The organism is Psychrobacter sp. AOP30-A2-5 (assembly GCF_052378115.1).
Taxonomy (GTDB): Bacteria; Pseudomonadota; Gammaproteobacteria; order Pseudomonadales; family Moraxellaceae; genus Psychrobacter.
The window spans coordinates 532,030-554,522 of the sequence record NZ_JBQSXK010000001.1; the positions used below are offsets into that span (position 1 = coordinate 532,030).

Here is a 22,493-nt window from a genome sequence, read left to right on the forward strand (position 1 = left end):
TCATTATCTTATAACTTAGGTATTTTACAACCTTACAACACCATCGCCGCAATCCAACCAAATATCAATAATGGAATATTGTAATGCAAGAATGTCGGCACTACGCTGTCCTTGATATGGTCATGCTGACCGTCGATGTTTAGACCAGAAGTGGGTCCAAGAGTCGAATCTGACGCTGGAGAACCTGCATCGCCCAACGCGCCAGCCGTACCAATAATCGCCACGGTTGCTAAAGGCGAAAACCCTAAAGAGATACATAGCGGCACATAAATCGCGGCCAAGATAGGAATGGTCGAGAATGACGAACCAATACCCATCGTCACAATTAAACCAATTAATAGCATAATAAATGCGGCTATCGCTTTATTACCTGCGAATAATGATGCGGCACCATCAACTAATGGCTGAATCTGCTCAGTTGCTTTCATCACTTCTGCAAAGCCTTGCGCGGTAATCATAATAAAGCCAATCATCGCCATCAATTTGATACCGTCATTAAAGACTGTATCGGCTTCACTCCATTTAACGACGCCCGTTGCCATAAAGACGCCAAAGCCAAACATTGAACCAAGCAAAAGTGAGTCGGTATACATCTGCACCACAAATGCCGTCACAATTGCGGCGAGCGCAACCAGCGTTTTCATCTTGCTTTGTGTTTGCGCACTAGCTGCAGTTTTGCTTAAAGCGTCACCCTCTAACACTTCATCATGCGCAGCTTTATCAATTGCTAGCTGCTGATACTGGCGCGGTTTACGGTAGCTGATAAATACGGCGACGAGTAAGCCTACAAACATACCCAAAGCCGGAATTGCCATGGCTTTGGTGACTGAGATGTTACTGATATCAATGCCTGCTTCGCCGACGTTTTTCAGCATGATTTGATTGAGATAAATATCACCAAAGCCATACGGAATAAACATATAAGTAGTCACGAGACCAAAAGTCAGTAGACAAGCAATTAAACGTCTATCAATGTGCATGCGATTGAAGGCGAGTAATAATGGCGGTACTAGCAATGGAATAAAGGCAATATGAATAGGGATTAAGTTTTGGCTAAAGCAGCTCATGGTGATTAAACCTGCAAACAGCATGTATTTAATCATGCCACCTGCCCCTATACCTGCGACGCCAGCATCAATGCGTTTGATCACCGCCCCTGCCAGTGACTGTGGCAAGCCAGAATGCGCGATTGCCACCGCAAACGCCCCAAGCAGCGCATAAGACAGCGCGATTTGCGCGCCATTACGGATACCTTCTTGAAAGGCATTCAAAGTATCAGTCATACCCAAACCAGCGATGAGTCCGCCTGCCAGCGCCCCGATTAATAAGCTGAGTACCACGTGTACACGCGCCAAAGACAGCCCTAGCATGATGATGACTGCCAGCAGTACCGCATTGATGGTCATATATTGCCTCTTATTCTGTCTGCTATAGCCTGATGAAGACCTATTAATATCTCATGGATGATGGATATCATCCTCGCCTCTAAACCGCTTGACGCTAAAACCACCGTTTAATACGCGCGTCAGTTTACCTTATTTTGCACACAAATCCTACGCACAGAACCCAATAGGTGTTAGCTATGCACTTATTACCCATGCTCTGTATACATTAAATTTCAGCTAATATTTAAAATTATAAATAACAATATGACTCGCAGTCTTTAGATAGATATAACTATTTTGCGCAGATAAGCGTGTGACTTTGCCCACAAGCCTTGCAATTTTATCGGTGAGCACCATTTATCTAAACATGAACCACGAACTTGACTTTACAAGTCTGGTGAACGAGGAAGAATATATGAGTGAACATAAAATTGCCCAAGACAATATCGACATCGATGTCGACGTTTCATCTACTGTTGCTAATGATCAGGAGCGAGACAGCGCGCCTGACGATACGACAGGTGATGTAGCTGCAACAGCTGATCGCGTTGAAGATAGTGATAGCAAAGATAGTGATGATAAAGATAATGAAGACAAGGACAACACTATTGAAGACGATGACGCGAAAGACGATAGTATAAAAGGTGACGGTACAGAAAACTATTTACCACTACTGGCATTGCGCGATGTTGTCGTTTATCCGCACATGCAGATTGCCTTGTTCGTCGGTCGTGAGCCATCGGTAAAAGCCGTTGAATTGGCACAGACTGAGTATGGCAATAAAGTCTTGGTCGTGGCACAAAAAGACTCGCTGACTGAAGACATTGATCAAGACAACTTGTATCAATACGGGACGGTTTGCCGCATCGTCAGTACCATGCCGCATGACAGTGATGAGAACTGCATCAAAGTATTGATCGAAGGTCAATATCGTGCGCGCGTTGATAATATAGAAAATCACGATACATTATTAATGGCAAGCTTTGAGCGTGCTGACCTTGATGTCAGTATGGATGAGAGCCAGCAGAAAAACACGATTCAAGCATTAACCACATTATTTGAAAGCTATGCGGATGCGCGTCTGCGTAATGCTCGCGAGCTGACTCGTGTGGCAAAACGTATCGATGACTTGCTTGAGTTGGTATATTTCATCTCGACCCGTGTGTCGATGGATTTAGATATTAAGCAATCATTCTTAGAAAATGATGATCTTAAAACCCATATCAATACCTTAACCGAATATTTGGTTAAGCAGAGTGCTGAACAAAATATCGAACAAGATATCCAAGAAGCTGTCCGTCAGCAAATGGAAGACAATCAGCGCGAATACTTCTTAAATGAGAAGATGAAAGCCATTAAAAATGAGCTGTCAGATATGAATGACGGCGCGTTCGATGGCGAAGATGATGTGGCTGAGCTAGAGCAGCGTCTAGAAGATGCCGACTTGCCAGAAGATGTGCGCAAAAAAGCGGATCAGGAGCTGAAAAAGCTCAAAATGATGCCACCTGCCTCATCAGAGTCTTCCGTGGTGCGCAACTATATTGAATGGATTTTGGACACACCGTGGAATGCCACAACCAAGGTTTCCATCAATTTAGAAAAAGCAAAAACGGTATTGGACGAAGATCATTACGGCTTGCAAGATGTGAAAGATCGCATCTTAGAATACCTCGCCGTGCAATCAAGAGTGAAAAAACTTCGCGGTCCGATTCTTTGTTTAGTCGGTCCTCCAGGTGTTGGTAAAACCTCATTAGGCGAGTCGATTGCCCGTGCGACTGGTCGTAAGTTTGTACGTATGGCACTAGGCGGAGTGCGTGATGAAGCAGAGATTCGTGGTCACCGCCGTACCTATATCGGCGCGATGCCAGGTAAAATCGTTCAGTCACTGGCTAAAGTCGAAGTTAAAAACCCGCTATTCTTATTAGATGAAATCGATAAGATGGCGCAAGACTTCCGCGGTGATCCAGCATCAGCGTTGCTTGAAGTGTTAGATCCATCACAGAACGATACTTTTAACGACCATTATTTAGATATGGACTTAGATTTATCGCAAGTGATGTTTATCTGTACTGCCAACAGCATGGATATCCCGCCTGCCCTGCTTGACCGGATGGAAGTCATTCGTCTGCCGGGCTATACCGAAGAAGAAAAGGTCAATATCGCGCAGAAGTATCTTGTGCCAAAAGCGATCAAGAATAACGGTCTCAAAGAAGGCGAGATTGAGATTGTTGAAGCGGCATTGCATAGCATCGTGCGAAGCTATACGCGTGAAGCTGGTGTGCGTAACCTTGAGCGTGAAGTGAATAAAATCTGCCGTAAAGTGGTTCGCGGTTCGGTTGAAACTCATGGTGCACGTGCTCCGAAGAAAGCAGAACGTCAGCTAATTGTGGTCGATGACAAAAACATCGATGACTATCTCGGCGTCCATCAGTATGACTATGGTCTGGCTGAAGAAGAGCCTGAGATTGGTCGTATCACTGGTCTTGCTTGGACACAAGTCGGTGGTGAGTTATTAACCATCGAAGCGGTGGCGATGAAAGGTAAAGGCGAGCTCAGCTTTACGGGTTCACTCGGCGATGTGATGAAAGAGTCGATTCGCGCTGCCATGAGCGTGGTACGTGCTCGCGGTGATAGCTTAGGTATCGATTATGAGACCTTTAAAACCACGGATGTCCACGTGCATATGCCAGAAGGTGCGACCCCGAAAGACGGTCCCTCTGCTGGTGGTGCTCTTACCACAGCGCTAGTCTCTGCATTGACGGGCATTGCTATTCGTCCAGATATCGCCATGACAGGTGAGATTACACTGCGCGGTAAAATCCTGCGTATCGGTGGTCTAAAAGAGAAGCTATTGGCCGCCCATCGCGGTGGTATCAAGCATGTGTTGATTCCAGCGACTAATGAGCGTGACTTGGCCGATATTCCTGATAACGTGAAAGCTGGTCTGACCATTCAGCCAGTGGCAACGATTGATGAGATATTAAAAGTTGCTTTGGTCAGTATGCCAGTTCCGCTTAAGCCTGCGAAAGTGACGGTTGATAAAACCTCAAGCAAGGCGCTGCATAACTAATCTGATTAGTTATTAATCCAGTCTTATAAATCAGAAAGCCGCTCATCATAACGATGGGCGGCTTCTTTTGGTAATAATAAACAACAATCTGGTTAAGACCTTATGCTATATTTTAGACAAATGTTTATTTGGTAATAGCTATAATGTTAAACCACCTGATTTTAAACCGCTTAACGCTATCTTTATTGCTCGCTATCTCTTTTCCAGCAGCGCTAATAGGTTGTCAGTCTAATCTTGCAAAAGATAATTCTACACCTGCTAACTCAATAGTGACTGGCTCTAGCACTTCTGCTCCAATATCATATCAGCCCATCATAAAAACTGAAAAGCTGGAAGAAAAAATTGTAGTGGTAGCTGATGAAACAGCTAATGAAGTTACGACGCTGCAATGGGCAAGTAATTATTATTGGCAGTTAACACAAGTTAAAGACAAAAAAAGTAACGCTATTAATATTAACACTGACGCGCCGATTACTTTAGAAATTGCGCCCAGTTCGTTAAGCTTGTTTCAAGGCTGCCAACATTTTGATATCAAATTCGTATGGATGTCCGCACCGCCTTTTGAGTATGGTAGCGAGCTCAGAGAAAGACCCTCAACCTGCAAAAATGCTCCTGAAAATAAAGTAAGTAATACAAATATCAAAAAGTTATTTCCTAACGATAATAATATTATTAAGTTAGATGTTGAGCTATTACCAGTCGCAAAAAGCAAACTCGTTAATACTCAAATGGCATCGAAAAGCTTGTTCATTAAAATCGAAAATGGCAATACGTTAACATTTGATGGTACGCCTAGGACATTTAAAGAACCGACTGGACTCCCTATTGATAAGGCATTATTAGAGCACTATGACTGGCGGCTGGTTAGCGCCGTTCGTAATACTTTTAATGACAAAGGGCAGGTAATATCTCGAGAGTCTATTGGTCATTTTTATCATCCAGAGTTTCCAGTGTCGCTAAAATTTAGAGGGTATGACGATAGTCAATACGCATTTTTTAGTTCTAGCTGCAATGGTATCGGTGGTCCTTATATTTTGATGAAAGATTATACATTGCTAGTTGGCTCGGGGCCACAAACGCTCATGGGCTGCGGTGTTACTGGTAATAGAATTGAGGGCGAGCTTGCTAAGCTTATCAGTAATAGCCAGAGCACTCTTAGTTTGAGTTTGCAACCTTCACAATCAATATCGCCAACAGCAGACGATCAGACTGATATGCCTCGCTATAATTTATTGCAAACGATGGAGACTGGCGAAACTCTAGTATGGCAAAACGAAGTAAAGAAAATACCGTAAACAATTTTCAAACCCATACGATACTTACATTTATTAACCGATTGTTGCGCATTTGATGAATAACTATATCTAACGCTTGGCTATACTGGTTGCGGTATTAGGCAATATTTGAATATCTTAACCAAAACTATAGAAACTCATCATAATGATTAAATATAAATGGAGATAATAATGAATAAGACGATTCTTGCAAGCGCGCTATTATGTGGTTCAGCGTTAGTAATGACGGGTTGCCAAACGGTCGAAGGTCAAATGCAAACTGGCAATCCACTTAGCCAACCTGCCTTAAAATCTACTATCAATGCAGTCGCTGGCAATAAAAATGAAGTGGGTCAAGTATTCTTACGTCCAGTTGATGGCGGCGTACAAGTCTACGGTAAGCTGATGAATTTGCAGCCGGGCAAAACAGTATCATTACATATTCATGAAACGGGTAGCTGTGCTGATATGGGTAAAGCGGCAGGTGGTCACTTTAATCCAGACAATAAGCCTCACTCTAACCCTGACGACATGAATGGTCATGCTGGCGACTTACCTAACCTGACTGCCAATGCAGATGGCGTGGCTACTATTAACTATGTGAATAAGAAAATCTCTGTCGCGGATGCAGGTAAATATAGCGTTAATCGTCTAGCCTTTATCGTGCATAGCGGTGCTGATGACTATACTAGCCAACCAGCTGGTAATGCAGGCGACCGCGTTGCTTGCGGTATCATCGAAAAGAACTAATAGCATCTGAACTTAGCTGTTATTGATAGCACAACTATGAATAGCACAAAAAAACCTCTTAGATTATCTAAGAGGTTTTTTTATTTAAAGCGATTGATGGTAAAAGTAAGACAGACTTACTCCTCTACCCATTTGCCATTACGCCAATACACACCCCAACGTGTGGCCTTGCCATTTTTCTCAGAGCCGATATATTGCTCTTTCTTCTTACGTGACCAGCGTAAAATGGTGGGATTACCATCTGGATCTTCATCTGGACCTTCAAACAGATACTGAAATTTATCTTCCATTTTATCTTTGATTTGGCGTAGCTCAGCCAACTTTGGTGCGCGTGTCTCGCGTACTTTCGGGAATTTAGACGCCGCCAAGAACATCCCAGCTGCCCCTTCACGCAAGATAAAGTAATCATCGTGCTTGGTTGATTTCAGCTCTGGCAGATGAATAGGATCCATGCGCGGCGGTGCGGCTTCGCCTGTTTTTAGCACTTTACGCGTATTATCACATTGCTGACAAGCGAAGTAAGGACCAAAACGTCCCGTCTTTAGCTCCATTTGTCCATCGCACTTATTACAGTCAATGGTTGGAGAATCAGAGCCAGGCACTTCAAACTTGCCTTCTTCTAAGACATAACCATCACAATCAGGATTGTTACCACACACATGCAGTTTCAAACCGCCATCGACGATATAGCCATTCATTGCCGTGCTACATTTCGGGCAACGCTTTTTCTCCATCAAATCTCGAACTTCTGCCGCTTCATCATCGCCTTCTGCCTCATCAAGATTGGCAAAAGCTTCGACGGGCATTAAATTCTTAGTGCCTTTACAGCGCTCTTTTGGCGGTAAATTATAGCCAGTACACCCTAAGAATACACCCGTTGAGCCAGTACGTAATTGCATTGGACGATCGCAAAGATCGCAATGCACGTCTGGTACGTCAGTTGGATCATTTGGACGCATACCGTCTTTTTCTTTGGCGCGATCAAGCGTTGTTTTAAAGTCGCCATAGAAATTATCAAGGACATCTTTCCAATCTGTATCACCTTCTGCTACATGGTCAAGCTTGTCCTCTAGCGCGGCGGTAAAGGTATAATCCATCAAATCTGGGAAGCTTTCGGTTAGTCTGTCGGTGACGATATCACCCATTTTTTCAGCAAACAGGCGCTTGTTCTCAAGCTTCACATAGCCGCGATCTTGAATGGTCGAGATGATAGACGCATACGTCGATGGACGACCGATACCTTTTTTCTCAAGCTCTTTCACCAAACTTGCCTCGGTATAGCGCGGTGGCGGCTTGGTGAAATGCTGACTCGGATCGAGCTTATCTAGTATTAGTTTATCGCCTTTTTTGACATCCGGAAGCAAAGTATCGTCAGTCTTCGCTGGTGGCATAACCTTGGTGTAACCATCAAATACTAACGTACGACCACGTGCTTTTAACTCGACATCATTGGCAGCGACGAATAGATTCACTGACAAGTATTTTGCTGGCAGCATCTGACAAGCGACAAACTGACGCCAAATCAGCTCGTACAAGCGGATGGCATCACGCTCAACCCCTCTAAGCTGCGTTGACTTCATATTGACGTTAGAAGGACGAATCGCCTCATGCGCCTCTTGTGCGCCTTGTTTGTTGCCGTAAAAATTTGGCTTTTCTGGTACGTATTTTGCGCCATAGCTGTCTTCGATATAGCCACGTACCGCAGCAAGTGCATCACCAGATAAGAAAGTCGAGTCGGTACGCATATAAGTAATATGACCCGCTTCATATAAGCGCTGTGCCAAAATCATGGTTTTCTTAACCGAAAAACCCAAGCGCGTGCTGGCGGCTTGCTGTAATGTCGAGGTGATAAATGGCGCACTCGGACGCGATTGCGTTGGCTTCTCTTCGCGCTCTTTGACGATAAAGTCACTTGAGTTAAGAATTTCTAAGACTTTATCTGTTTGCTCTTTATTAACGAGCTTAAGCGTTTTGCCGCCTTGCTTGGTCGCCTCTAAGCGAATCGCAATTTGCTCAGCGTCCTTTTTGCTACTGGCAACGTGAGTATCGGCATGAATTTGCCAATACTCTTCTGGTATAAAGGCGCGAATTTCATGTTCTCTTTCTACGACCAAACGCATAGCAACTGACTGGACGCGACCTGCAGAGAGACCGCGAGCAACCTTTTGCCACAGCAGCGGCGATACCATAAAGCCAACGACACGGTCTAAAAAGCGCCGCGCTTGTTGGGCATTGACACGATCGATATCAAGTTTGGAGGGCTGCTTAAAGGCATTTTGAATGGCGGATTTGGTAATCTCGTTAAAAACCACGCGCTCATACTTACTGTCAGCGCCGCCGATGACTTCTTTTAGGTGCCACGCAATCGCTTCCCCTTCTCTATCCATATCCGTCGCCAGATAGATTTTGTCAGCGTCTTTGGCTAAAGCTTTTAGCTCTTTGATAACCTTAGTCTTGTTAGGTAATACTTCATAAACTGCTGCCCAATCATGTTCTGGATCGACGCCCATGCGCCGCACCAAGGCTTGCTGGGTTTTTTCTTCTTTGCTTAGACTGTCATCTTTTTTGGTCGTTGTTGGTTTTTTTGCACTTTTGCTTGCGCCAACCGGTAGATCACGGACATGACCAATACTGGAGCGCACGATAAAGTCATCGCCAAGGTATTTATTGATTGTTTTTGCCTTGGCAGGTGATTCTACGATCACCAAAGACTTGCCCTTTGGACTGCCTTTGGGATTAACAGCAGCGGGTGCTGGACTTTTTTTGGTTGCGGTTTTTGCCATATGTGACGACACCATTATTATATGAGTAAATTAAGAGTAAGAATAAATACAGCAGCATGGCAATTTATAATTGTGAGTTATAGTAGCGCGGTGAATCATTATAGTAATAGCTGCTTAAAAAAACGTTTATAAAACAAACAATAACCATAAGATAAAGAGTCAGTTATAAAGACGTTACACTGCTAAGCGTTACACTGTCAACTGTAAATGACTGAGAGTTTGCCAAAAGTGCTTGCATATTGCTTATAAATGGAGATTAAAAAATTATTTTCTACCTTGTAGCCGTTTTATAGGCGCTTTTGCATCTCTGACGCCCATTGTTCAAGCTGTTTTTTGAGCACCAACAAATCTGCTTCAATCAATTTTTGCTGATAAGCAGGATTGGATGAAGGACGCACATAAGCGATATCTTCCCAATAAATCACGATACTATTGGCCTTAGTCAGCAAACCTTTAACAAATGGCTCAATACTGACTGGCAAGTCTAGGGGCGCTTTATCCAAGCTAAAATTGGTCTTCTTGATAATCGTATTATTAGGGCTGTTATTAGCACGAATCGCACTTGGAATCGTGAGCTTAACATCATCTTTGCTTGTATCGACGAAACTACTATCTGGTCGCCATTGCCCATCAATCACTTGATAGCGCGTGTGCGGCAGCTGCACATCATCTAACACTAAACAGTATTGACCTAACATTCCACGCCCATATTCGTTGTCTTTACCTTTGATCCAATCAGGGCAGCTCACCAGCTTTGGATTCAATTGCAAACGACGCGCAGTCATGCGCAGCTTATCCAAACGCTGATCGATACCGTTAGGTTTGAGCGCCATCATACTCCCTAATACAAATAGTACAATGATAACGCCAATGAATGTTCCCATGATGGTCCGGCCTTTTGGATAAATGAAAATGTACTAAAAAATAAAACCGCTACTATCTATACAACAGGCTACAACAAAGACAGTGATTGCCCAACTAACTATAAAAAAGCAATCATTGATTGTTTGAGCAGTAACTTTTTAACCAGTAATTTTCTAACCAGTAGCATCCTGATAAGCGACTGTTTAATAAATGATTGTCTGAATACTGGCTACTATATAGATGCTTATAATGAGCACGAACCGTTAAAAATCAAGCATGATGAGTTGATAACCATCAACCACTCGCGTTTTCGAATCTCGATGGTTTGGCTATATGTGCTAATAGATCAAACACTTAACTCGAATAAAAAACAGCATAATAACGAGATACAAAAAGTTGTCAGCATCAAAAAGTGCTATGATAAACCATAATTTTAAACGCGCGCAGGTTTATTATGAATTATCTTCTTAAGCGAAACTCATCGACCGCTTCACTAGCGAGCAAATGTGTCCATAAACTCATGAGTAAAACTGGGCTTACCCTCTCGCTAGTAAGCGCTGCCTTATTTACCCTATCAGGCTGTGCAACGACGCAAAGTCTCACCCCGCAGCAATGTCAGGAAAGCAACTGGCAAGAAGTCGGCTACGCTGATGGCTTACAAGGGCGTTCAGGTGCTTATTTTGGTCATTACGCTGATAGCTGCGCAAAGGTAGGTGGTCCCCTGCCCAACCGCATACAATGGGAGCAAGGGCGACAGCAAGGTCTCAAAAGCTACTGCACCGAGCTCAATGCTTATAAACTTGGTCGCGAAGGCTACGACTGGCAGCCCGTTTGTCCGCTCGAAGGCATCGAAAAGCTAGAAGAAGCTTACGCGCAAGGACGTTACTACTATATCCGTCAACGTGATCTCGATTACTTACGTTCGCCTTATCCGTTTGGCTACGGGCCTGGGCGCTTCGGTTACGGCTATCATCCCTTTGGCTATGGCTGGTAAAAAGAAAACCCCAATGAGTACTTAATTTGAGGTTTAAGTACTCATTGAGGCTGGAGAAAAGTTTATTATTTTTGTTTTATTATTATATTAGCTACCTTTTTGATGGTTGGCTATCTAGCAAACATCATATGATAATCACGTTTTTTATAGACTCGCCTTATTCATTGACAAAGGCTATCTTCGTAAGTCCTGCTTGACTGGCAGCGGCTAGCACTTGAGCGACCGTGTCATACTTACTGTCTTTGTCAGCACGCAATTGTACAGAGGGGTCTTTACCTCCAGCACTTTGCTGTTGTAACCGTGCCTCTAACTCCTCCATGCTAATCGCATCGCTGTCCCAAAATATCCCTGCGTCTTTATCGATGCTAATTTGAATAGCCTCTGGTGGCGCCTCATTTAACGCAGCACTGGTCTTCGGCAACTCTAGTGGCACTGTCGGATTCAGTACGGTCGCCGTCAATAGAAATATAATCATCAATACCAGCATGATGTCGATAAGCGGAATGAGGTTCATCTCACTCATACTTTGACTGTCATCATCACCCAATTGAAATGCCATAATCACTCTCAATACATTTGGTTATTCGCAATATAGCTCGCTTGACTATCGCCTAACGAACTGCCCCATCAATGGATAGTCGTTAAGGCTGCGACGCGGCTGAACTGTGATAATGAGTCACTCGCTGAGCATCTGCTGTGTTTGAGTGCATACCCTTTGCTAACGAATCTTGGGTAACAGTCGATTTGCTGTCCGTTAACGTCTGCTGGGTAACGACCATTTCGGCAGAACGTGCCAATAAGTCATGCGCTCTATCGTTGGCGTGATACATCACACGGCGATTGATACGCACTGCAAGGTTATAAAACACCACGGCTGGAATCGCCACGGCGATCCCCAAACCTGTCATGATAAGTGCCTCACCGACTGGCCCTGCTACTTGTCCCAAGCCTGCTTGCCCACTCATGCCAATGTTATGTAACGCATGAAAAATACCCCATACCGTCCCAAACAAACCAATAAATGGCGCAATTGCGGCCGTCGTCCCAAGAATAGGTAAGCCGCGCTCACTAGCAAAACGGTAACGACCAATATGCTTGAGCAAGATCTGCTCAGTAACCAAACGGCGAGTAGTGGCATCTGCTGCTATCATCTCAGCCTGCTTTACTTGAATCTGTTGACTCAAATCATCTGCAACATTGGCGGCCAATTTGCGGCTTTGTAGCACACGAATAATGCCAGTCACCCAAGAAAGAATAGATAAAGCAAGCAACAAAAAGAACAAGGTTTTTGTCACCATGTCGCTGATTTGCCAGTATTGCATAAAGTCCATGTCAGACTCCTTAGTGTTTAATGCCATTACATGATAATGCTGTGCAGAGCGCCGCCAGCCTCATCATGACAGTTATGAATGAGTATTTTTTGAAAAAATTATTTGAATACTAGTATTAGTCTACGACATGGCTTACTGGTAGAGTCACAACACCTACCACGGGCACGCCATTTTTAATAAAAGGTCTGAACCTAGCAGAGTGCATCTTCTTTACCGCCTCTTTGTCTACTATACTATTGCCTGATTTTCCAACTAAAAGCACATCACTAACCCGGCCCTGTTTATCCACCGTCACTTTCAATAGTACATTAAAAGTATCACCCGTCTTGGCCCTTCTTAGAACAGAATCAGGAACACTAAATCGTGGTGTCTTTATCATCTCCGCATCACCAGCAGTAAAGCTCACGGGTTCATTGCTTGCAGTGGCTGCTGCTTTTTGCGCGGCATCTTTAGCCGCTTTCTCTTCCGCTGCTTTTCTGGCATTCGCTTCGGCTTGAGCCTCTCGGGCAGCCTTGGCATCGGCTATTTTCTTAGCGTCTTGCACTGCTCTATCATGGGCTTCTTGAGCGGCCTTTTGTGATTCTGCTGCTAGAATTTTACGTCGTTCTTCAGCTTCACGTTGACTATCAGCCATTGAGGTATCCACTTTCGATTCTACTATTGGCTTTTTCGATACCTCTTTTTTAATAATATCCGGCTTCTTTTTTTCTACTTTTACGACAGGTGCTATATCAGCCTTTTTGGCTTTTACCACTGGTTTTTCTGGTGTATTTTGCTTGGCCTTCACTACTGGAGCTACTTTAGGTTTTGACGGTGCCGGTTTTTTAGGTTCAGGTTTTGACTCTGTTTTAGGCGCTGCTTTTTTGGGCGTTATTTCCTGAACTTTTTCTACTTCAGGGACGGCTGTTTTGACAGGTAACGTCACCATCTCTATCTCGATAGGTGGTGTGTCTTTTTTTGGTTCAACTTTTATCTCAGGCGTCTTGATCGCCACCAATGCGACTGCCGTCAGCACGTGCAAGCCCACCACTATAATAATGGCTGCGAGTATCAATTTAAGTGGTGGCGCGTCTAAATCCGTTGAACTCATAACACCCTAATATTCATTAACCGAGGTAGAATGGCGTAGATAATAATGCAAACGATAATTATTATCAATAATAAATTTATAATAATTTTGCTTATCAGGCAAATAATCGGCCTATCATTTAGCGTTATTAATAAGCAAAATTTGCTTAGGCATTCGACCACCCTTTCTCAAATATCGCTATGCATGCTTATTGTGCCAAGGCAGTCAAACCCCATGTAATAAAGTGACGTAATAAAAACCATTATCATTTGTATTGATAATGAGTCTCAATTAATTTATCATAGCCCCTAATCGACTGCGTATCTTTTAAGATTACAAAATCTCAAGATATTAAGGCATGTTGAACGTCTCAATAGCTAAGCGTAAAAACAACCCATAAAAAATCATAACTTCAAAAGTAATACCGTCGAGCATTGTATGGTGTGAAGCATCACATCGATGAAGTTCTTTTTACTTTTATATGACCGATTATTTGATACATCCTTTGTCCAACCAGCTGATATACCGAGTTATTTATGTCTATTACTTTATTGCCTAACCGCTCTACTCCTTTTTTCAAACGCCCTTTACTGACTGCCATGGTGACCGCTCTGGTTGCTACGATCAGTGTGACAGGTTGTAGCTCACCTGAGTCTAACGACTCTGAACCAGCCGATGCCCAGAATGAAAATCCAACGGCAGATAATGCCTCGAATATTGCCAATAATGACAATGTTTCTGTGGCAACCATTGCCGTTGATACGACAAAAGGTAAGGTCGACTTGGCAATGAATCCATCGCCGTTGGTGGTCTATGATATGACATTGATGCAGGATTTGGCCGCGCTTGATGTTGCTGTCGATGGCATGCCAAGCGGTCTAAAATTAGACAATTTACACTCTAAAACACAGCCTGAACCAAAAACAGTCGGCACCGTATTTGAGCCAGATCTTGAGGCGTTGAACGCGATGCAGCCGCAAGCTATCTTGGTCGGCTCACGCATGGCAGAAAAATATGATGCGCTGTCCAGTATTGCGCCAACGCTCGACATGACGATTGATACGGCAAATATCTATGAATCTAGTAAGCAGCGTTTGCATGATTTGGGTGCATTGTTCGGTAAAAGTGCTCAAGCAGCGAAACTGCAAGGTAATATCGATGGGCTCATTGATGAGACCAAAACATTAACCAAAGATAAAGGTAAAGGCTTAGTGGTCATGGTCAATGGCAATAAGCTGTCTGCCTACGGCGACAAATCCCGCTACGGTTTTATCCATACCGTGCTAGATATTCCGATGGCAGATGACCAAATCGCCGATGCGCGCCACGGTCAGCCAATCTCGTTTGAATACATCCAAAAAACCAATCCAGACTGGTTATTCGTCGTCGATCGCAGTGCCGCCATTGGTGAAGATGGTGCTGGTGCCAAAGCCGTATTGGACAATCCATTGGTCGCGCAAACCAACGCATGGAGTAAAAATCAAGTGGTTTACCTTAGCCCAGACTCATATCTTGCCTTTGGCGGTTATTATCAATGGATGCAGGATTTGACGACCATTAAAGAGGCTTTTGCTAACGCTAAGTAAATGATGCGTTAAATAAGCAATATGCTACACAAGCAACATGTTAAATAAGCGTCATTCGTTTTTAGGCAACTGTCATCACTGTCAGTTGCCAACCCTAACTTTAAGCCAGTAGCTGATATGCCATTATTTTCCTCTCGTGCGCAGACCAGCGTTAAAGCCCGCCCTACTTTACCAGCCGCATCAACGAGTTGGCAAAAAAGCGCAAGCCATGGTCTAAGTTCTAAAAATCGCCGTGCTTCTATACCGCCGTGGGTCATCAACACGGGCAGCCTCATTATTATGGGGCTTTTGGTGTTATTAAGCTTATCAATTGGGGTGGCTGATTTTTCATGGTCAGGTATATTTCACAGCCTTATCAACCATAGCGCCAACTCCGATAGCTCACTGCTACTGGTCAGTCGCCTACCGCGTACCATCGCTATTATCTTGACCGGTGTTTCCATGGCAGTTGCTGGGATGATTATTCAAGTGGTGCTCAAAAACCGCTTCGTTGAGCCATCGATGGTCGGTGCAACTCAAAGCGCCGCACTGGGATTATTGGTGGTTAGTCTGCTATTTCCAGCCAGTGCGCTCATTGTCAAAATGGGCGTGGCTACCATCGCCGCAGTATTTGGCATGATGCTGTTTATGCTGCTGATTCATCGTATTCCGCCGACGGATTTTTTGATGATCCCGCTAATTGGTATCGTCTTCGGTGGCATTATCGAGGCAGTGACGACCTTTATCGCCTATCAAACAGAATCGTTACAGATGCTCAGCGTTTGGCAATTTGGTGATTTCTCTGGCGTCTTAGCAGGTCGTTACGAGCTGCTATGGCTGACGGGCGGATTGTGCGTGCTGGCGTATATCATTGCTGACAAGCTGACCATCGTCGGTTTGGGTGACAATATCGCGCTCAATTTAGGCATCAGCAAACGACAAGTAACATGGGTTGGCGTTGGTATGGTGGCGATGATGAGTGCAGTTGTCGTTGTAACCGTTGGCATGATTCCTTTTATTGGTTTGGTCGTGCCTAATATCGTCAGCCGACTGATGGGGGATAAATTGCGCCGTAGCTTACCAGCGGTGGCATTATTGGGCGCTTCGGCAGTGCTATTGTGCGATATTATTGGACGCTCGATTCGCTATCCATTTGAAGTGCCTGTGGCAACAGTTTTTGGAGTCGTTGGTACGGTACTGTTTTTATGGCTATTATTACGTGCGCCTGCTGAGCAATAAAATAACTCGCCATAAAGTTTTTTATTCATAACGACTGATCAAACCTCTTTGCCTCTTCTCTCTCTTTTATCGTTGTTTTGTCTGATTAGATAAGCCTAGCACTATAGGATTTACGCATGTTTTTACCGTCTAAGCCTAGCGCCACAGCCAATAACACTCTAGATGACAGTGCTTCAGTAAATAACGACAAAACTACTTTTGGACAAAGTTGTCTTGCGCGACTCTGGACATTTATAGTCAATCACCCAAAATCCATTGCCGCTATCATATTGCTGATCTCAACCATCCTATTTTTGACAGTCAATGTCAACGGGCATTGGGACTTTGCACTACCACTGCGAGGTAAGAAATTACTGGCGTTAATGGTGGTCGGTTATGCGATTGGCGTATCGACCTTATTGTTTCAAACCTTAACGCACAACCCTATCCTGACGCCGTCATTGCTGGGCTTTGACTCTCTATACGTTTTATTACAAAGCCTGTTGGTTTTCTTTTTGGGTGCAATAAGTTTTACTAGTATCAATCCTCTTGCCAAATTCACCCTTGAAATTGTTTTAATGTTTGGCGCGTCATTATTATTATTTAAGCTGCTATTTTCAAAAAGCAGTCAGGATCTGACGCGACTGATATTGGTGGGCGTTATCTTTGGGGTCTTGTTTCGCAGCTTATCGGCGCTGATTGCACGGCTAATTAATCCTGATGATTTCGTCGTTGTGCAATCTGCCAGTTACGCGCAATTTAATACGGTCAATCCGCAGCTGCTTGGTATCAGCATTGTTATCTGTGCCATTAGCGCGCTATTTATCTGGCGCTGGCGTTATCAATGTGACGTATTGATGCTTGGCAAATCACAAGCCATTAACCTCGGTATCAATTATCAACGCCTAGCGTTTGGACTATTAACGGTCATTGCGGTATTGGTCGCCACGGCAACCGCATTGGTCGGTCCAGTGACTTTCTTTGGTCTGTTAGTTTGTGCGCTAACCAATCGTATCGCTCGCCATATGTATCACAGCGAGCGTCTGATATTGGTCTGTTTGGTGGCGATGATTTGCTTGGTACTCGGTCAGACGATATTTGAGCAACTATTGGGCATGGCAGGGGTACTATCGGTGGTCATTGAATTGGCTGGTGGTTTGGTATTCTTAATATTGATTTTTATGACTCAGCGTCGTTAAGACCGCGATTATTTAGTAACCATTAACCTAGTAGCCAATTATCTAATTGGCCATTGATATAGTAATGAAAAATTAGATCCTTTGTAAAAATAAGAACCACTATGATTAAACTTAATAACATCTCGCACCATATTGGCAAACAGCAAATTCTTCATAACATTACGTTGTCGTTACCAAGTGCACAAGTGATTGCCCTGATTGGTCCCAATGGTGCCGGTAAATCCACGTTGTTTTCGGTGATGGCACGTTTGCAACCGCTACAGTCGGGACAGGTCCGTTTCGCTGTAGATAATGAGGAACGTGATATTGTTAGCTGTCATGCGCGAACCTTGTCCAAAACTGTGGCGATGCTTGGACAAGACAACCAAGTACAAGGGCGACTGCGCGTGCATGAGCTGCTGATGTTTGGGCGCTATCCTTATCACCAAGGGCAACCGACGGCGGACGATCAGCAAAAAGTGCAAGAAATTATCGAACGTTTTGAGCTTGCGCCGTTAGCCGAGCGTTTTTTATCGACACTATCGGGTGGTCAGCGTCAGCGGGTGTTAATTGCGATGATTGTTTGCCAAGATACGCCGTATTTGTTGCTCGATGAGCCGCTGAATAATTTGGATATGTACCATGCTGGTCGCTTGATGCGTGAGCTGCGTGAGTTAAGCCATACTCAGCAAAAAACGGTGGTCATCGTGCTGCACGATATCAATCAAGCCGCACAATTTGCCGATACCGTGGTCACCATGAAAGATGGTCAGGTGATGGCTGTTGGTCAACCTGCAGAGGTCATCACCCAAGCAACCATGAAGGATCTGTATAACGTCGATGTTACCGTGCTCAGTCATCAAGGTCGCCCAGTGATTGTCGATGCGGTTTAAGTACAGTGTGTTCTATAGCCCATTTTTTATAGCTGATTGTTAATGGCTGGTTTCGCGTAATCGCTTCAAAGAGTTGTCTTTAACCGTCAATTTTTGCTTTTGCTTTAACCGACTTTGACGCCCTTTGACCCATAAATACACACCTGTGCCAGACAATACCGCCACGGCTAACCCCGTCAATGCTAAAAATATTTGATACAACAAATGACCTACGCCATGGCTGATATGTCCCATGTGTAGCGTTGTCATCCATTGATCAGCTTGATTACCAAATGAGCTTTGATACCCAAAATTAACACGCTCGACATTGCCTGTTGCGGCGTCAACCGTGATAGATGACGCACCGCCTTTTTTACCGATATCTTTATTGGTTTTAAAGCGCATTTGCCATTGATTGTCTTCTTCTACCCAACGCACTCCCAATAGCTGCTGGACACTGACGCCATTTTTTTGCGCGGCGATCTCTGCCTGCCTGCTTAAATAAGCAATGCTATTAGCCTTGTCTACCTTATTAGTACTGTTCATATTAGTGCCAATAGTAGTCGCCTCATCACTACTAGATTCAGTGTTTATCGCAGGCTTATTTTGTTTATCTCCTTTGCCTTCATCTCTACCTTCAAGTCCTACCAGCGCTTGCATTACGGGCTGATATATCGGTTTTAAATTAAAACCAACACTCGACCACGCAATGACAAACAACATGAGCCATAACCATAAGCCAAACGCATGATGCAAGTCATAATTGAGCTTAAAAGCATTGGTCTTACGGCGGATTTTCCAAGCAGGTAGCCAGCGTTTAAAAAACGAAGCGCGGGGTTTGCCAGATGATTTTCTCAATGCGGTTTGTTGAGATTTATTGGCACTAACTGCTCTTGGAAAGGTTAAATAAAAGCCAATAAAGCAATTAATCGTCCAGATTAAAGACACGATACCCAGTATTAATTTGCCGATATCACCTAGCAATAAATCTCGGTGCAACCAAAATACCTTGTACATCGTATTGCGCCATGCCCACGCCTCTTTATCACGTGTACCGATGATTTCACGCGTAAAGGGATTGATATAGACCTCTTGAAATGGCGCTTTGGGCTGATTTTTGGCGCTTTCACCTCGGACTCTATCGACCGAAAAAACCGCTGATTTGTTCAGCTCTACTGACGTTGGCATACTAGAAAATTGATACTGTGGATAGGCGCTGATAACAGCATCATGCAGTAAGGCGATCGGTAGTGGCGGCTTGTGTTGCGCTTCAATATTTGCCAGCTTGTGATTGAACACATCATCTAGCTCATCATGAAACGCCAATAGCGTGCCCGTGATACCAGCAATGATCAAAAAGGCGGCCATCGCAAGCCCAGTATAACGATGAATCCATAAACAGCTCTGACGCAACGTAAGGGGAAATAAAGTCATTAGTATTGGTTTTTTATTCATCGTTTCTTTATTCATTGGTTATTTTGATTGGTATTCAAAAAAAGTTGTAATTGCTATCACATGCTTCGCCATTTACTGACCATAAAAAAGCCAGCTATCCTATACAGACAGCTGGCCCTTTCATCTATCATCAAGTGACAATAAGATTAGAACTGATACGTCAATGACGCTTTGATATTACGACCTTTCTCAAAGTCAGTAGCAACATCATCAATCGGATTTAGACGAGATGAGTGGCTCGCATAAGCTTCATCAAAAAGATTATAAACGCCAAGCGTGGCTTTTAATCCATCAACTTGTTTTGGCGAATAGTTCATAAAAATATCATGAACATTATAGCTTGGTTTTTCAATCTCATTTTCAGACGTATTCGGCATCACTGAAGCAACATACGTACTGCGCCAGCCGATATCTGTGGTCTCTGTTGGGGCATAAGCCAGATTGACCATATATTTATCGCCTGATTCTGAGCTGCTTCCAGTCACTGAAGGAATGCTGTAGCCCGTTTTTTCACCTTTGCTGCGTGCGCGTGAATAGCTCAAACCCATACTAAAGTTATTCATTTTATAGTCGGCAGCGAGCTCAACCCCTTTAATTTTAAAATCTTCATCTTTATTGATGACACCTTGGCATTCACCACCTAATTGTCCAGTGACACAGTCTAAGCCAACGCGAGTTCCGCCGGAACGAACAAATTCGATGTAGTTTTCGATATCGGTTTCAAAGTACTTACCGCTTAGTTGTAGTGCATCACCAGCTACCGTTAGATCACGCAAGGTTGTGACTATACCCACTTCAGCGTTAGACCCTTCTTCTGCTTTTAAGTCATTATTAACGTACGTTTTGTCACCATTTGAATTAAAAATGGTTTGGCTTAAGTCAGGACCATTAAATAACTGCGTGTAGCTAGCAAATACTTGCGTCAATGGTGCAATCTCATAGCTTGCGGCAAGTGCACCAACGACATTATCATAGGTTTTGCCACCAGAGATAAACTCAGGAGATTTGTAGCGGTCATAACGCACACCAGGTGTTAAAGTGAGCTTACCATTTTTCCATTGGTCTTCTAGATATACTGATGTATTGGTTGCCTCGTCTGACCCTGCTTTGACGAAGTCGCGCTCCATCTCCGATTCTTTTTTGTAATGCTCAATACCAGAGATAAGCTTGTGTGTGCCAACATTCGTAGCAATGTCACTGGTGTTTTGGATTTTTGCGCCTGTGGTTTGAACTTCAGCGTTAAAATCAAAACCTGGATCATTGATATAATCAGAATCGCGCAAAATGCGGGTTTTGGTTTGATACACGTTGGTATCTACATCAATCAGTGGGTTGCTAGGATTAAAGCTATAATCAATACCATAAGTATCGCGCTTCACCTGTTGCGGAATTGGAGGCTCAGAGCGGCTAGGGAAGTCTGGACGGAATGGGAAAATACCTTTCTTTTCAGTTTGGCTGAAATTTGCGCCAATATGATGGTCATCCGCAATATAAGCACCCGCCTTTAATAAGATGCTTTCAGTTTTACTGTCTTCAAACAGCTCACGACCGTTACCATCTTCGCCAGAATCGCTATCGCGCTTGCCATAGTAAGCCAGTAAGTCAACATTGTCCGTTGGTGCGGCATATACAGTCGTTGACGTTAGTAGCTCGTCATTATTACTAGCATAGCCTGCGTGAACTTTAGCCCCTATTCTTTGACCCGGTTTCAGCAAATCCACTGCATCAACGGTTTTAAAAGCCACCGCCCCGCCAATGGCATCGTTACCGAGCGTGACAGAATTGTTGCCAACTGAGACATCTGCTTGCTTAAGCAAATCAGGGTCAATAGTAATATCACCCATATGATAAAAAAGTTTGCCTTCTTGACGCGCCCCATCGATAGTGACTTTTAGGTTGCTGTCTTCAAGACCACGAATACGAATACGCTGATTGACCGCTGAGGTACCACCTACCGTAACCCCAGGAACGACATTCAAAAAATCGCTTAAATGGCTGGCTTGCTGCGCTGGCGTATAGTCTTCTATGTAAACAGAATCGGTTTGCACTTTATCACGTACTGAGCTATTGGCTGTCACCGTAATGGTCTGCAACGTGGTGCTTGGCATGTCTTCTGCAGGTGCTGCACTGACTGCTTGTGACCATAATACCGCTGCCACGCCCATGGACAATACCGTCATTTGACTAGATAGTTTTGATAACTTTACTTCACGCATAACACACTCACCTTGTTGACTATCACAAATTAGAATTTTTAAAAGCTATTTACTGTTGAGCACAGCTTGTGGCAGTTGCACCGCTTATTGTTGAAAACCATTTTTTAGACGATTGGAGTCTTGACAAAGCCAAAACCTTTCATACGAATAACAATGTTAATGATAATTGTTAGCATTTAAATAATGAGAGGCATAATAACGAAGTATTAACAATTTGGCAATAATTAATGCGAGAAATTTAATATTAAAGAATAGCGCTAAATCTGGCTGGCTTATTCCGTTTTGTTGCTTACTGTTTTCAGACAAGTCAAAATAGCGAGCAAACCAAATCCACTGCGCTATGTTCGTCTAATAGACTGTTATTATTTAAGAAATAAAGCCATCAACATGAAAAAAAACGTTGCAATGGCCAACCCTTTCACTATACCCTTAGATAGTTGACCAATTAGTCAGGTTTAAACCTACGACT

16 protein-coding genes are annotated in these 22,493 nt (G+C 43.7%); 8 read left to right on the forward strand and 8 right to left on the reverse strand.

The window, feature by feature from the left end; genetic code table 11:
• Window positions 1-32 precede the first annotated feature (32 nt).
• A complete protein-coding gene (locus ACT3S4_RS02255) occupies window positions 33-1,406 on the reverse strand; it encodes a Na+/H+ antiporter family protein (protein ID WP_444760343.1) in 1,374 nt (457 codons plus the stop codon).
• Between the two features lie 616 nt (window positions 1,407-2,022).
• Here ACT3S4_RS02255 and lon point away from each other — a divergent pair.
• The 3 genes from lon (at window position 2,023) to ACT3S4_RS02270 (ending at window position 6,479) form a co-directional block, all read left to right on the forward strand.
• Window positions 2,023-4,455: an endopeptidase La gene (gene lon / locus ACT3S4_RS02260; protein ID WP_444760355.1), complete on the forward strand. Its 2,433-nt coding sequence runs from the start codon at window positions 2,023-2,025 to the stop codon at window positions 4,453-4,455.
• A 143-nt stretch (window positions 4,456-4,598) separates the two neighbouring features.
• Window positions 4,599-5,750, forward strand: coding sequence for a hypothetical protein (locus tag ACT3S4_RS02265; RefSeq protein ID WP_443558320.1), 1,152 nt, complete (start codon window positions 4,599-4,601; stop codon window positions 5,748-5,750).
• Between the two features lie 171 nt (window positions 5,751-5,921).
• On the forward strand, window positions 5,922-6,479 hold the full coding sequence (locus tag ACT3S4_RS02270; RefSeq protein WP_250162995.1) for a superoxide dismutase family protein: 558 nt from the start codon (window positions 5,922-5,924) through the stop codon (window positions 6,477-6,479).
• Window positions 6,480-6,595: 116 nt separating this feature from the next.
• Here ACT3S4_RS02270 and topA read toward each other — a convergent pair whose 3' ends face one another.
• Both topA and ACT3S4_RS02280 read right to left on the reverse strand, forming a co-directional pair.
• Entirely contained in the window at window positions 6,596-9,262 is a 2,667-nt protein-coding gene (topA, locus tag ACT3S4_RS02275) for a type I DNA topoisomerase (RefSeq protein ID WP_444760344.1), read from the reverse strand.
• A gap of 287 nt (window positions 9,263-9,549) precedes the next feature.
• Window positions 9,550-10,146, reverse strand: coding sequence for a hypothetical protein (locus ACT3S4_RS02280; RefSeq protein ID WP_238035162.1), 597 nt, complete (start codon window positions 10,144-10,146; stop codon window positions 9,550-9,552).
• Window positions 10,147-10,646: 500 nt separating this feature from the next.
• On the opposite strand from ACT3S4_RS02280, the gene ACT3S4_RS02285 reads away from it, so the two are divergent.
• On the forward strand, window positions 10,647-11,120 hold the full coding sequence (locus ACT3S4_RS02285; RefSeq protein ID WP_250162997.1) for a DUF2799 domain-containing protein: 474 nt from the start codon (window positions 10,647-10,649) through the stop codon (window positions 11,118-11,120).
• 157 nt (window positions 11,121-11,277) lie between these two features.
• Here the strand turns inward: ACT3S4_RS02285 and ACT3S4_RS02290 are convergent, their stop codons facing one another.
• The 3 genes from ACT3S4_RS02290 to ACT3S4_RS02300 form a co-directional block, all read right to left on the reverse strand.
• Window positions 11,278-11,679 (reverse strand): ExbD/TolR family protein, encoded by a 402-nt coding sequence (locus tag ACT3S4_RS02290; protein WP_045444454.1) that lies wholly within the window; start codon window positions 11,677-11,679, stop codon window positions 11,278-11,280.
• 82 nt (window positions 11,680-11,761) lie between these two features.
• Window positions 11,762-12,451 (reverse strand): MotA/TolQ/ExbB proton channel family protein, encoded by a 690-nt coding sequence (locus ACT3S4_RS02295; RefSeq protein WP_443558316.1) that lies wholly within the window; start codon window positions 12,449-12,451, stop codon window positions 11,762-11,764.
• Window positions 12,452-12,566: 115 nt separating this feature from the next.
• Complete coding sequence (locus ACT3S4_RS02300; protein ID WP_444760345.1) at window positions 12,567-13,541, reverse strand: TonB family protein; 975 nt, start codon at window positions 13,539-13,541, stop codon at window positions 12,567-12,569.
• 515 nt (window positions 13,542-14,056) lie between these two features.
• On the opposite strand from ACT3S4_RS02300, the gene ACT3S4_RS02305 reads away from it, so the two are divergent.
• From ACT3S4_RS02305 to ACT3S4_RS02320, 4 genes are all read left to right on the forward strand, one after another.
• Window positions 14,057-15,106, forward strand: a complete 1,050-nt coding sequence (locus tag ACT3S4_RS02305) for a siderophore ABC transporter substrate-binding protein (RefSeq protein WP_427548641.1) — start codon at window positions 14,057-14,059, stop codon at window positions 15,104-15,106.
• Between the two features lie 117 nt (window positions 15,107-15,223).
• On the forward strand, window positions 15,224-16,324 hold the full coding sequence (locus ACT3S4_RS02310) for an ABC transporter permease (protein WP_265089717.1): 1,101 nt from the start codon (window positions 15,224-15,226) through the stop codon (window positions 16,322-16,324).
• 116 nt (window positions 16,325-16,440) lie between these two features.
• Entirely contained in the window at window positions 16,441-17,502 is a 1,062-nt protein-coding gene (locus ACT3S4_RS02315) for an iron chelate uptake ABC transporter family permease subunit (protein ID WP_427548644.1), read from the forward strand.
• A gap of 101 nt (window positions 17,503-17,603) precedes the next feature.
• A complete protein-coding gene (locus ACT3S4_RS02320) occupies window positions 17,604-18,374 on the forward strand; it encodes an iron ABC transporter ATP-binding protein (protein WP_444760346.1) in 771 nt (256 codons plus the stop codon).
• Between the two features lie 39 nt (window positions 18,375-18,413).
• On the opposite strand, the gene ACT3S4_RS02325 is transcribed toward ACT3S4_RS02320, so the two are convergent.
• Together ACT3S4_RS02325 and ACT3S4_RS02330 are read right to left on the reverse strand one after the other, a co-directional pair.
• Window positions 18,414-19,808, reverse strand: a complete 1,395-nt coding sequence (locus ACT3S4_RS02325) for a PepSY-associated TM helix domain-containing protein (protein WP_444760347.1) — start codon at window positions 19,806-19,808, stop codon at window positions 18,414-18,416.
• A 146-nt stretch (window positions 19,809-19,954) separates the two neighbouring features.
• Window positions 19,955-22,024: a TonB-dependent receptor domain-containing protein gene (locus tag ACT3S4_RS02330; protein ID WP_444760348.1), complete on the reverse strand. Its 2,070-nt coding sequence runs from the start codon at window positions 22,022-22,024 to the stop codon at window positions 19,955-19,957.
• Window positions 22,025-22,493 lie beyond the last annotated feature (469 nt).